Origin of the sequence: Pseudoalteromonas luteoviolacea DSM 6061 (assembly GCF_001625655.1) — a bacterium.
GTDB classification, from domain to species: Bacteria; Pseudomonadota; Gammaproteobacteria; order Enterobacterales; family Alteromonadaceae; genus Pseudoalteromonas; species Pseudoalteromonas luteoviolacea.
On the sequence record NZ_AUYB01000114.1, the window covers coordinates 1 to 15,045 of the forward strand.

At 42.1% G+C, this 15,045-nt stretch carries 2 protein-coding genes; both read left to right on the forward strand.

Features of this window, described 5'->3' with window-relative positions:
• Positions 1–4: 4 nt before the first annotated feature.
• Positions 5–7,552: a non-ribosomal peptide synthetase gene (locus N475_RS16085; protein ID WP_282955588.1), complete on the forward strand. Its 7,548-nt coding sequence runs from the start codon at positions 5–7 to the stop codon at positions 7,550–7,552.
• 1 nt (position 7,553) lies between these two features.
• The gene (locus N475_RS16090; protein WP_063365588.1) at positions 7,554–15,020 is read left to right on the forward strand and encodes a non-ribosomal peptide synthetase; all 7,467 of its coding nucleotides are present in this window, start codon (positions 7,554–7,556) and stop codon (positions 15,018–15,020) included.
• Positions 15,021–15,045: the final 25 nt, after the last annotated feature.

Here is a 15,045-nt window from a genome sequence, read left to right on the forward strand (position 1 = left end):
CAGCATTTGGCAGTCGGTATTGGAGCTAGAGAAGATAGGAACAAATGACAACTTCTTCAGCATTGGTGGAGATTCAATCCTATCGCTCAATATTGTTTCAGCACTGAAGGATGCAGGCATCAATATCAGTGTCAAACATATCTTTGAGCACCAGACGGTGAAATCACTGGCAGAATTTATTGTCGAACATGCGGACCAAGGTGCGTCGGAATTGAGTTTTGCACGCAGACAAAGTGCATTATTAGAAGAGCTTGCTCCATATTCACAGTTAACGGAAGAAGAGCGTAGCGTAGTAGGCGATGTATATGAGGATGCTTACCCTATGTCTTCATTGCAAGAGGGCATGGTCTTTCATACTCAATTGTCTGACTTTTCTGGTATATACCATGACATTATGGCAGAGCATGTTGTATGTGAGTGGAATCAAGATGCATTTAGGCAAGCATTAGACTCTGTTGTTGAGCAGCATCCAATATTGCGCACTAACTTCCTTTTAAATGGCGAAAGAGCGATTCAAGTTGTACAGCGCGAAAAGCAGGCCCCGCTAGAGGTTATTGATATACGTGATTTAGATGAGAAATCTCAAGATTTGCATCTAGAAACGTGGATGGAACAGCACAAGAAATATGTATTTGATTGGGAAAATGGCCCTCTTTTCCAAATTCATATCTTCTTACGCAGTGATGAAAGCTTCGAATTTGTGGTTAGCTTCCACCATGCTATTTTGGATGGTTGGAGTAAAGCAGCATTGAGTGCTGAGTTATATGAAAAGTATCAAGCGGTGTTAGCGGGTGACTTACCTGAAAATTCGGGCACAGATTGGGTTTACCGTAACTATGTAGCTTTAGAGCAAGATACTATCAATGACCCTGAGGTTGGTAAATATTTTGCAAACCAGCTTGAGAATGCGCACACGGATCAGTTGAGTGCGTACAAGTTAAAACCAGCTGTGACAAGTAAAGAGCGTAATCAAGGTTTCTTACATTTTGAAGCTTTAACGCCGCTATCTAGCCAGATCATCGAGTTGTCTAAATCATTGGGTGTTTCAGTTCAGTCGATCATGTTTACAGCTCATTTGAAAGTGATTTCTATTCTAGGAGGTCACAATAAAGCAACCAGCTGTATCACAACAAATGGACGTCCCGAGATTACGGGAAGCGAAAATGCATTAGGTTTATACTTAAACTCGCTACCTTTAAGTCTTGATATGGTGTCAGGAAGTTGGCAAAACTTGATTGAATTTGTGTCTTCACAAATTACGGAAAATATTGAATATCGCCGCTATCCATTGGCTCGAATTCAACAAGACTTAGATTTAGATTTCTCTGAAATTACATTCAACTATACGCACTTCCATGTGTATAAAAATATGCTTCAGAATGAAGAACAACAGGATTCATTGGAAGTCTTAGCATCAACAGCTTTTGAACAAACCAACTTCGATTTTCACGTTGATGTTTCAAGAGATCCTGAATTAGACGAAATTAACGTGTTCTTCAAGTACAACGCCGAACTTTTTGATTCAGTCTGGATTGAGAAGGTTAGTCAGTACTACTTACAAGTGCTAGAGCTGATAGTGTCTGACCTTGAGTCTTCTCATCAGAATGCAACTATTCTCAACACTGTTGAAGCAGCTGTATTCAATGAAGTGAATTCAACCGACCGAGTGTATGACGCTCAAACAAGCTATCAATCAATATTTGAACAGCAAGTTGAGCTGACACCAAATATGCCTGCGGTCCAGTGTGGCGATCTTTCTCTGAGCTATGCGCAATTAAACGAGCGAGCGAACAGACTCGCGGCGTACTTAGAAGAAATGGGCATGACATCTGGAGAGAGAGTCGGTATTTGTTTAGATCGCTCTATTTCATTAGTAGTGGCAATTTTGGGAGTGATGAAATCAGGCGCAACTTATGTGGCACTAGAACCAAGCTTGCCTCAAGAGCGACTGGACTTCATGGTTGAAGATGCTGATATTCCGTTGGTATTACTTGATACTCCGGTGATGGAAAAGACAGCGTTTAGTGGCGTAGATATCTTTTCAATGGATGGCGTTGATGGAGATGAAAGGTGGTTGGATGACTATGAAGGGGTTGACGTGAATGTCACGATATCCAATGATGATATCCTCTACATTCTATACACTTCAGGTTCAACAGGTAATCCTAAAGGTGTGTTAGTACCACAGAAAGGTGTTCTGAATTACCTGAGTCATGCTAGTGATGTCTATTTCAATGAAGATACCATCGGTGCTGTTGTCAGTTCTCCACTTTGTTTTGATGCCACAGTTACGTCTTTATTAACCCCATTAGTTGTCGGCAAAGTAGTTAAACTCATCCCTGAATCGAGTGAGACTTTGCCTCTTCTTGCGGAGCATTTGTTTGGCAAATTTGCTGAGCAGGCGTGGGTATTTAAGATCACGCCAGCGCACCTAGAAGCACTTGCTTACTTGGGTCAAAAAGATCAGGTTTGTTCGCAACCTCACGTTGTAGTTGTGGGTGGAGATCAATTAACGTGGCAAGTCTTAAAGCCTTACAAAGAAGGTCTATTGCCAAACACCACGTTTGTTAATGAATATGGCCCTACTGAAACAGTTGTTGGTTGCAGTATCTGCACTGTATTACCTTCTGATGCGGTTCAAGAAGAAGTGGCAGTACCAATTGGTAAGCCGATTCAGAATACCCAATTATTTGTATTGTCTGACGATGCTAATTACCTCCCTATAGGCGGAATAGGTGAGTTGTATATTGGTGGTGACGGTGTAACAAGTGGTTATCTTAACCAAGAAAGCAAGACTCGAGATAGTTTTGTGACAGTTCCTGATATAGCCGCAGGCATACTCTACCGCACTGGTGATTTAGTTCGTTGGAGAGAGGACGGAGAGCTTGAGTTTGTTGGGCGAGTTGATCACCAAGTCAAAATTAGAGGTTATCGTATTGAGTTAGGCGAAATTGAGAGCAAGCTACTTGGACTTTCATCAGTAAGAGAAGCTGTATCGCTTGTGCGCCAAGACTCGCAGAGTGAAGCAAATAAACAGCTAGTTGCTTATGTGGTTCCTGAGCAGGCATTGTTTGAAGCTGAACCTCAAAAACTGGCTGCTGATAAGCTTGCTTTAGCTGCACAATGTACCAATGAGTTAAAAAGCCAGCTACCTGAGTATATGGTCCCTTCATCAGTAATAGTGCTAGAGGCCATGCCTTTATCTACCAATGGTAAAGTCGATAGAAAGGCATTGATGCTTGTCACAGAAGAGCAGTCGGTAGAAAAGTACATTGCGCCAAGAAATGCAATCGAGAAAACGTTGTGTAGTGTTTGGCAGCAAATACTAAAAGTGGACAAGATTAGTGTGCGTGATAGTTTCTTTTCGATTGGTGGTGACTCGATTCTATCTATTCGAATCGTGGCATTACTTAAAGAAAAGGGGATTCAAATCAGCATGCAAGACTTGTTCAATTTGCAGACGATTGAAGCGCTTGCAGAGAATATCTCAACAGGTGAACAGGGTATTGCAGAAGAAATTAATATTGCAGCTTTTGATCTTTTAGAACCGGAAGAGCGCGCTTTATTCAGCAATGAATTTGAAGATGCTTATCCAATGTCTACATTGCAAACCGGTATGGTTTTCCATACGCAGCTAGAAGGTTTCAATGGCATTTATCATGATATAAATGCTGAGCATGTTAAATGTGAGTGGGATGAATCACTTTTCGGACAAGCTTTGCAACTATGTATCGATCGTCATCCGATTCTAAGAACCGGATTCCGTTTGAATGGTAGTCGCCCAATTCAGCAGGTTTACAAAAATATCCAGTTGCCATTAGTCGTAGAGGATATTAAACAGCATCCATCTGAGAAGCAGAATGAGATAATTAAAGACTGGATGGCACAAAGACAAAAGTATGTCTTTGACTGGTCTAACGGACCTTTGTATCAAATTAATGTGTTCTTACGTAGTGAGGATGAATTTGAGTTTATCATTAGCTTCCATCACTCAGTGCTTGATGGTTGGAGCCGAGCCTCATTCAGTTTGGAACTGTATCAATACTACGAGCGTTTGCTCGCAGGTGAGAGCATTGCATCGCCAGAAGCGGATTGGACATATCGTTATTATATTGCAGCAGAATTAGATGCAAAGGCTGACGATAGTGCAAAAGCTTATTTTAAAGAGCAGCTTTCAGATATTCCGGTCTCTCAATTGCCTAGATTAAATGAAAGTAGTATTGAGCAATCCAATCATGATGTTGTGAGTGTCGAGGACATTAAGGAGCTTTCAGCTGAAGTAATCTTGCTGGCTAAATCTTTAGGTGTCCCCATTCAATCAGTGCTAATGGCTGCGCATTTCAAAGCACTTTCTATGATGAGTGGCTTTGAAAAAGCAGTCACCGGCTTGACAACCAATGGCCGCCCTGAACGTGAAGGCGGTGAACAAGGCTTAGGGTTATTTTTAAATGTGATACCTCTAAGTATGCAGCTTAAGTCAGATAGCTGGCGAGAATTGATCCTCAATACCGCAGAGCTCATGAATGAGGGTCTTGCACATAGGCGCTATCCACTGTTGCAGATTCAACAAGATGTAAACGCTGAGTTCTCAGAGGTGCTGTTTAATTATACACACTTCCATGTGTACGAAGGTTTAAATGATCGAGAACAGTTTGATGCATTGGGTTCATCGGGTGTGGAATATACTAACTATGACTTTACAGTTGATGGTTCACGCAGCCTAGATGGGTCAGAGTTATTCTTGTTCTTCGGCTATAACCCTGCGGTATATGAGCGCAGTCAAATTGTTAGATTTTCAAATTACTATCAATGTATTTTGAAAGCGATGACCAGCGACTTGGATGGCAGTAGTATCGACAGCAGTTTATTTGATGAAGAGACTCTGCGTTTACTTCAGTTAGATAAGCAATATGACTACTGGGCTAAGCAGTTGGATGGAGCGCCCCTTGTACATGGCTTACCACTAAGCAATCAACGACTTGATACTAAGTCTCATGTTGAAGCATCAATCAGAGGCAGTTTACCTGCAGAGGCGAGCCAAAAGTTACAAGCGATTGCAAAACAATATCAGTTGACGACGTTTATGTTATTGCATGGTGCGCTGTCATTATTAATAGCTAGACACAGCAATTCGAGTGACATTGTAATAGGCACGCCGCTGGCGAATCAGATGCAAGCCGGGCTTGATGCACCAGCTGGTATTTATGTGAATACTTTGGCACTAAGAGTTAGCACTCAGCATGACACGTTATCAGACTACCTGTCGCATATCAGGCACGTGCATTTAGGAGCGCAATCAAATCAAGATGTACCGTTTGAGCAATTGGTTGAGCGATTAAATATTCCGAGAAGTACAGCACATAGCCCGCTGTTCCAAATTATGCTATCTACTAATCTGGATTATGGGGTGGATAACAATGCCAATCTAGATGCCATGACTTTATCAGGTGATACCCATAGCCATTATCAATCTGATTTGAATCACGCTAAGCTTGATTTGGATGTCAATATAGATATCAGTGATGAAGGAGTAGCCATCAATTGGAGCTACGATGCTGGTTTGTTTGATGATGCTAATGTCCAGCGACTGAATGACCATCTATGTCGTCTGCTGACAGGTCTAAGTGAGGCCACATCAGGAGAAAGCGCCCTTTCACAGCTTCCGATGCTGTCCAATGCTGAAGAGCATCATTTAATTCATACGCTAAATAACACCGCGATGGATTATCCAAAGGATAAATGTATCCATGAGTTGTTTGAGCAACAAGCACAGGTGAATCCTGACAGTATTGCAGTTGTATTCGAAGACAAAGAACTCACTTATAAAGAGCTGAATGAAAAAGCTAATCAGTTAGCGCATTACTTAGTGGAAATAGAAAAGGTGACCCCAGATACCTTAGTGGGTCTCTGTGTTGAACGTAGTCTTGAGATGGTGATAGGGATGCTGGGGATACTCAAAGCCGGTGGGGCTTATGTGCCATTAGATCCGAGTTATCCACAGCAGCGCTTAGAGTATATGATTGAGGATGCGAGTCTGACTACGATTGTGAGCCATGAGCAAGCATCCAATGTGCTTGGTGCGTTTACAGGTCAAATCATCAACCTCGATGATAAGGGAGTACTAGAGAACTATCCGAAGATTAATCTTGAAAAAGGCTGTATTGGGCTTACCTCTAACCACCTCGCTTATGTGATTTATACCTCTGGGTCAACAGGGCAGCCAAAAGGGGTGATGATTGAGCATATTGGCTTAGTTAACACGGTAGTTCACAACGCGAACGTATTTCAAATAACACCAGAAACGGTATTTCTGCAATCGACGTCTATCAGTTTTGACGCGGCGACTTGGGTGGTTCATATGACGTTATTCGCTCAAGGGGTTTTACGTTTGGCTGATAATCAAAACCCAATGGCAACGCTATTTCAGTATCAGGATATTACCCATATCATGATGACGCCATCGATGCTTGAATCAGTTGAGTTAGCTGATTTCAGCAATATTACCCATGCGATTGTTGGCGGTGAAGCGCTATCAGAGCGTTTTATTGCATCTTGGGTGGAAAAAGGGGTGTCTTGTTATAATGCTTATGGTCCCACGGAATCGTCAATTTGTAGCACGATATGGCAGCTTAACTCCCAGACGGCATTGAGTATTGGCCGTGCTAATGGCAATACACATTTATATGTGTTGGATGGTCAATTAAATCTTTGTGTACATGGAGCAGAAGGCGAGCTCTACATCGGCGGTGATGGTTTAGCGCGCGGTTATCTTAATCTTCCTGAATTGACGACAGAGCGTTTTATTGAAAACCCTTACTATGATGCATCTATTCCAAACAGTTCAAAGCGCCTGTTTCGCACTGGAGACTTAGTGCGCTATTTACCGGATGGTAATTTAGAATTTATGGGTCGTGTAGATGACCAAGTTAAAATCCGCGGTTTTAGAATTGAATTAGGCGAAGTTGAGTCTCAGCTATCTAGACAAGAGGGTGTTGATTCTGCATTAGTGATGGCCAAAGAGCTGGCGGGCAGTCAGCAATTGGTGGGTTATGTGAAGTCAAGCCACGCGCTTGCAGAGGATGCTCAAGCAGACTTTATTTCAGCGATAAAAGCGAGTATCGCCCAGCAATTACCAGACTACATGGTGCCTAGCGTTATTATGCTGGTTGATGAATGGCCGCTTACGCCGAATGGTAAAGTGGATAGAAGCGCCCTACCAGCAACGGATAGCCGTGCTTTGCAAGGCGAATATGTTGCACCAGAGACAGAAACAGAAAAGTCTCTAGTGACGATATGGTCCGATTTGCTAAGCATCGATGCAGATCAAATTAGTACGACAGCAAACTTCTTCGAGTTGGGTGGACATTCACTAGGGTTTGTTCGTTTACAGGCTGATATTAAAGAGTTCTTTAGTAGTGATGTGGATATGAGATCTCTATATTCACGCAACAGTATTAAAGAACAGGCTGAGTTAATCGAAGCCCATAACCTAATTGGACAAACCCAGCAAGACATAGTGTCAGACGAAGAAATGTTTGAAGAGGAATTTTAAAATGGCTTTAGAAGTATTGAAAGCAGCAAAAGAAAAAGGAATTCAGATCTTTATCGATGGTGGAAAGTTAAAAGTTAAATCTCCACCAGGCGCAATGACTGATGAACTAAGAGCCAGTATCAAAGGCGCAAAGCCGGAGTTAATGGCTTTGTTAACCGAACTTGCAAGTGTAAAAGAAGCCAACAATCAAATTACCATTAAACGACAGGGACTGCTTCAAGCAGCCCTGTCTTACCCGCAGCAAAGGTTATGGGTCACTGAGCAGCTCTCTCCAGAGAGCGGCCAGTTTGTGATGCCGGCAGGGATCCGATTAGAAGGCAAACTTAATAAGCAGGCTTTGCAAAGTGCATTCAACGAGATTGTTCGTAGGCACGAAATATTGCGCACGGTTTATATTGAATCGGATGGTCAGGCGCGGCAGGTGGTCAAGGAAGCTTCGCCACTTAAAATAAAGGAGCTTGATTTAAGTCGTTACTCACAGGAAGCTCAAGCGCGTGAATTAGACAATTTGATGAAGCAAGAGGTGTCGAGCAATTTTAACTTGGAGCATGATTTAATGATCCGAGTGACGGTTGTGAAACAACATGAAGAAAACCATGTGGTTTTCTTCACCTTGCATCACATTGCAACAGATGGCTGGTCAATGGGAATTTTGGTTAATGAGTTTACGCAACTATATACCGCCTTTGACCAGCAAAAAGCGCCTGAATTATTACCTTTACCAATTCAATACGCTGATTATGCTGCTTGGCAAAGAGAGTTTTTACAGGGACCCAATGTACAAAAACAATTGGAGTTCTGGCGCAATGAATTAGATGGTATTCCTTCATTACATAACGTGCAATTGGACAAAGTCAGGCCAGCGATTCAAACGTCGGCAGGTCAGACATTTAATCAACATTTATCAATACAAACAATCAAACAGTTAAAGGCGTTTCAACAAAGACAAAATGTGTCTATGTTTGCATTGCTTGAAACTGTGTTTGCCGTGCTAATTGGCCGCTATAGTTGTGAAAATGATGTAGTGATAGGGACACCGGTATCTGGACGTGAAATCTCAGAAGTTCAGCCTTTAATCGGGTTTTTTGTCAATAACTTAGCATTAAGATGCCAGATTGATCCAAAGCAAAACTTTAGTGCTTTATTGTCCGAGAATAATGGGCGAATACTGACAGCTTTCGAAAATCAAGCGTTGCCATTCGAAAGTTTGGTTGATGAGCTCGGGGTTGAGCGAGATCTTTCTCACTCGCCAATTTTCCAGATAGTGTTTAGTTACAGTAATGCTGAAGGGGGCGAGCTTAAGTTACCTGGTTTAAAGGTGTCAGCATTGGCGCAGGAGTCAGCTGCTGCTAAGGTCGATTTAGAAGTAGTTGCCACTGAAGTGGATGGTGAGTTTCGTATTGGTTGGACGTATAACGTTGATCTATTTGATGAACAAACTATCGAAGCACTTGCGCTAAGTTACGAAGAGCTACTAACTCAGATCATTCAATACCCAGAAAAAGCCGTTGGTGAACTGGCAACTATTGATGAAAGTAAGAAGCACAATTTAGTTGCTCTAGGCAAAGGAGTGGATAGCAATATTGAAGATTTGTGTGTCCATGAAGCAATAAGCCAAGCTGCTCGTCTAGCACCAGATGCAATAGCAATAAGTGATGACTCTCATGCGTTGACCTACGCTGAACTCGAAATTCGAGCTCAGCGATTATCTGCATATCTAGATGAGATGGGGATAGGAGTTGGTGCCAAAGTCGGTATTTGCTTAGAGCGAACACCCGCATTGATGATCGCTTTACTGGGGGTTATGAAATCAGGTGCGGCTTATGTTGCACTTGAATCCACACTGCCGTTAGATAGGTTAGAGTACATCGTTGCAGATGCTGACATTGAAATTGTTATCTATGATGCGCCTTCTATTGAAAAGTCATCTATCAGTGGCGTGGATGTTTTCATGATGGAGGACGCTGTCGAAGATGAGCAGTGGTTAAGTGAGTTCGATGATATTGTCGTGGAAACGGCGGTATGCAAAGAAGATCCTGTGTATGTACTCTACACTTCTGGCTCAACTGGTAAGCCAAAAGGGGTTGTTGTACCGCACTGTGGTGTAATGAATTACTTAAATCATGCAACGCACAGCTACATTAATGAGCAGATCTCAGGGTCGGTGGTAAGTTCGCCGTTATGCTTCGATGCAACCGTGACGACTTTGTATTCTCCTTTGATGGTGGGTAAGCAGGTACACTTCATTCCTGAGCACGCTCAAACCCTCGACATGTTGGCAGAAAAGTTATTTGATTCCTGCAGCGGTTTACTTTTCAAGATAACACCTGCGCATATTGAAGCATTGACACATATTAAAGCAGATGTCGCTAACTGTCCGTCACCTCATGTCATTGTGATAGGTGGAGAGCAGCTGACTTTCAAAACGCTTGCTCCAATGAGAAATGAGCTTTTACCTTGTGCGACCTTTGTAAACGAATACGGTCCAACCGAAACCGTTGTAGGTTGCAGTACTTACACCTTGGCTCCTAACTCGGACACCGTAAATGAAAGCCAAGACACCTTAAATGTTCCAATTGGTAAACCAATTAGAAACACTCAACTATATGTTCTTTCTGAAAGTTGCCAAATGCAGCCTCAAAATAGCCTTGGTGAACTGTATATCGGTGGTAACGGAGTGACATTAGGCTATATCAACCGAGAAGAACTGACCGCAGAGCGTTTTATAGATAACCCTTTTGGTGTTGAGGGCAAGTTGTACAAAACAGGTGACTTAGTACGCTGGCGCAGTGAGGGGGAGTTAGAGTTTATTGGCCGGGTGGATGATCAGGTAAAAATCCGCGGCTATCGCATAGAGTTAGGTGAGATTGAAAGTATCTTAGCATCACTAGATTGTATTCAGGAAGTGGTTGTTATTGCGCATTCTGACGGGCAATCTCAGCGGCTTGTGACTTATCTTGTGCCAGCTTCAAGTCACAAAGCGCAGGCGGGAGACTCTTACCTTAGTTTGGAAGCTGAACTCAAGTCCACACTTACAGAATTGCTACCTGTCTATATGATCCCTTCCTTGTTCATTTTCCTAGACAGCCTACCTTTAACGGCAAATGGCAAAGTGGATAAGAAAAGACTACCAGAACCATCTGGAGAGTCGGTTAGTAAAAATGAATATGTAGCGCCTAGAAATGAGCTGGAATTGACATTAAGCCTAACCGTTCAGGAAGTACTCAATGTAGAAAAGGTGGGTATTGAGGATAACTTCTTCAGTATCGGCGGAGACTCAATTCTTGCTATTCGAATTGTTTCCTCACTTAAAAAGCAAGGTATTGCACTGACAATACAAGATTTATTTAAGTACCAAACCGTACGTGAATTGTCAGCATTTGTTCGTGAGCATGGCTGTAAAGATGAGGAACTTGAGCAAATTAAGCCTTTCGAGTTGTTAAATCAACATGAAAAACAATTGCTTGAAACTGAGTTTGTGGATGCATATCCATTATCTGAATTACAGTCTGGTATGGTCTTTCATAGTCAGCTAGATGGATTCAAAGGCGTGTATCATGACATCAATGGCGAGCATATTAAATATCAATGGGATCAAGAAAAATTTAGTAAAGCGCTGGAAGCTTGTATTCAACACCATCCAATCCTAAGAACGACATATCGATTTGATGGTGATAGGCCATTGCAATGTGTGCGGGCAAACATCGATCTACCGCTTGAAGTTGAAGATATTTCTCATTTGAGCTCAGACGAACAAGACGTTTATCTTACAGAGTGGACTAGCAAACGCCGTACATATGTTTTTGACTGGGAAAATGGCCCGCTGTTCAAAGTGTTTATCTTTTTAAGAGACAGTGAGAGTTTTCAGTATATTGTAAGCTTCCATCACTCGATCTTAGATGGCTGGAGCCGAGCTACTCTTAATACTGAATTATATCGATACTACAGCACTTTACTCAGTGGCAATAACATAGAGCCAACAGAGGTCGATTGGACCTATCGACAATTTATTGCGGCCGAGCTAGACGTGCTAGATAACGAAGATGCAAAAGCATTCTTTAATGAGCGTTTGGAAGGTGTACCGCAAAGGCAATTACCCATCTCTGAATCACAGTCTGAAGAAAAAAATAACGGCCATGCGCACTTTATTGTTGAGGGAATTGAAGAATACTCTAAACCAATAATTGAGTTAGCGAGTAACCTCGGTGTGCCTGTCCAAGCGGTATTACTGGCTGTACATTATCGAGTTTTATCATTATACAGCGGCCAAAACCAAGTTATGAGTTGCTTCACTGTTAATGGTAGACCAGAAAATGAAGGGGCTGAGCAGGGAGTTGGCCTGTTCTTAAATTCTTTACCTGTTGGCCAAGTTTTAAGTGATCTAAGCTGGCGAGATTACATAAAAGAGGTTGCCGAGAACATCACTCAAAGCATGCTGTATCGCAGATATCCACTGAGTAAAATCCAGCAGGAAGTAGATAAAGAGTTTTCTGAGATTACGTTCAACTATACCCACTTCCATGTACTCAAAGAGTTGCTAGCTGATGACAACAAAGAGTTAGAAGTCGTGGGCTCAACCGGGTCTGAGCATACTAACTTTGACTTTACGGTTGATGTTTCACGCTCGGTAGACACTGACTCACTGGCTATTTTGTTTAGCTACAATGCGAGTTTGTATTCGCCTAGTCATGTTTCAGAAATCGCGCAATACTATGTTGAAACACTTAAAGTATTGTTAAGCGATATCAACGTTGGTTGCTTGCAACAACAAATATTGCTGAACAATCAGGTTTCTACGTTAGAAGGGTGGAATGATACGCTTGCTGAAAATCAGCATGGAAACTCACTTCTTGAGCGTTTTAATTCTCAAGTTCAGTCCAGCCCTAGTGCCATTGCTCTGCAAGTAATACAAGGCTCTACGGCGATTGAATTGACATACCAAGAACTGAATGAACGTGCGAATCAGCTTGCCCATTACCTACTGGCATTGGGTGTGAAACCGAATAGTCTGTTAGGGGTTTGCTTAGACCGTTCAGCTGATTTGATGGTAGCGGTGTTGGGCATTATGAAAACTGGTGCTGCGTATGTACCTTTAGAGCCTTCATTGCCTGAGGGACGACTAGAGTACATTGTTGAAGACACTGATTTAAATTATATCATTACGCACAGCAACTTTATGCTTGGCTCAAAGAGTCGAACAGGAAAGATAAAGTTTATCGAGCTAGATAATGATAATCAGCAAGCACTCTTAGTTAAGCAACCAATTGCCAACCCAGATATAGCAATTGATTTTGAGCATCTTGCTTATGTAATTTATACCTCGGGTTCAACGGGTAACCCGAAAGGGGTGAAAGTACCTCACAAAGGTTTAGCGAATTATCTTGAACATACTTCTGAGCAATACGATGGAGATTCCATTCAAGGTGGAGTTGTCAGTTCACCACTGTGCTTTGATGCCACGGTAACGACCTTATTCACTCCACTAGTCGTTGGAAAAACAGTGAAATTGCTCCCTGAAAGCAATGAGATACTAGCTTTATTGAAAGCTGAATTGATTCAATCTCAAGGAGACTGGATATTCAAACTGACGCCTTCTCACTTAGATGGTATCTCTCTGTTGATGGAAGGAAGTGAAAGTAGTGAAAACAGACATAAGCTTGTCGTTGGTGGAGAACAACTTAACTACCAGACTTCAAATCTATGGTTGAGTAAATATTTGCCAAATTCGGCGATAATTAATGAGTATGGACCAACTGAAACCGTTGTTGGCTGTTCAACACATACCTTGACCGGCGAAGTTAATACACAGGAATTATCAGGCCCAGTACCAATCGGGTGTCCAATTCGCAACACTAAACTATATGTACTCTCATCTGAAATGCATCTGCAGCCTTTACTAAGCGTGGGTGAGCTATACATTGGGGGGGAAGGTGTTACTCAAGGATATTTAAATAGAGATGAACTCACTTCTGAAAAATTTGTACAGAACCCATTAAACCCTGCTGAAAAGCTATACCGTACTGGGGATTTAGTGCGCAGACTGCAAAATGGCGAGCTAGAGTTTGTCGGTCGAATGGATGATCAAATCAAGATAAGAGGATTCAGAATTGAACTAGGAGAGGTTGAAGCTCAGCTGTGCCAAGTTGATGATGTTAAATCTTCATTTGTTACAGCGATGAAAGACAGTCGAGGTGGTACTTGCCTAGTGGCGTATCTCGTCGCTTCAGAGCAGTCTCAAACAGACTCCAGTTTTATTGCACGTGTTAGAGCCCAGATTTCTCAGCATTTACCTGAATACATGATACCTAATTCGTTTATTTTAATGAATGAGTTTCCATATACAGTAAATGGAAAGTTAGACATTAAAGGCTTACCGGCACCTCAAGAAGCAATGTCAGCTGCTAATCGTATCGTCAATAAAGCTACGACGGATGTGCAGATTAAACTAGCAAAAATCTGGTCTGAAGTTTTAAATTTACCATCCGACCAAATTGATATAGAGAACAGCTTTTTTGAACAAGGAGGGCACTCTATAGATTTTGTGAGGCTACAGGTAAAAATCAACAAAGCGCTTTCCATATCGCTTTCTCTTGCTGATTTGTATAGTCATTCAAATATAAAACTACAGGCTGAGTATCTTGAGAATTTGCAAAACGCTCACAGTGCAGCAGAGTCAAGCAATGAAATTGTATGCCTCAAACAGGGATCAGCAGACCTAGCTCCATTGGTATTGATCCACCCAGTAGGTGGCACTATTTCAAAATACTTTGGACTGGCGAACCTTGTGAAATATGAGGGTAGTATTTTTGCTGTACAAATGATTGACGATTCATATTTATCTATTGAAAAGCGAGCAACTCGCTATAACTCGTCAATCGGACAATTGAACTTAGGCAATCGTTATCACTTAGCTGGCTGGTCATTGGGCGGAACTATTGCATTTGAAATGGCGAAGCAACTCGCCAGTGAAGGAGGCGAAGTAGAGAGCTTAACGTTAATAGACTCAGCAAACCCAACTTTCTTCAAACCTCGTCAAGGTAATGAACTAAGCGAAGAGCTTTATACCTTGTATGAGCTAGCTTTAGAGCTAGGTATACATGTATCTGAGCACGTTCAAGTACAGGTAGAAGGCAAGGAGATTGACGAAGCCATAGCGATGTTGCTAGCGCTGGGCGTTGAGCAAAACGTATTGCCTATCGAAGCAAACGTATCAACGCTTAAGCAATACTTTAATCGAGTCAAGAGCAACAAGCGCAGTATTGAAGTGTATCAGCCAAGCGCATACCTTGGACAAGCAAACCTTATTAAGGCCTTGGAAAACCCGACAGAGGAAATTACCACTGGTTGGGAGCTGTTGGTCGGTAAACTAAATACGTTAGAGGTTAAAGGTAATCACTATAGTATTTTTGATAATAATAACTTGATAACTCTAGCTGAATCACTGAATAAAGTGATGGGCTCAAAATAAATAATAATAAAACTGCATGGAGCCA

Bases quoted from the DNA above. Each gene is read 5' to 3' on its own strand.
- N475_RS16090 (WP_063365588.1), top strand. From the start codon at position 7,554: ATGGCTTTAGAAGTATTGAAAGCAGCAAAAGAAAAAGGAATTCAGATC.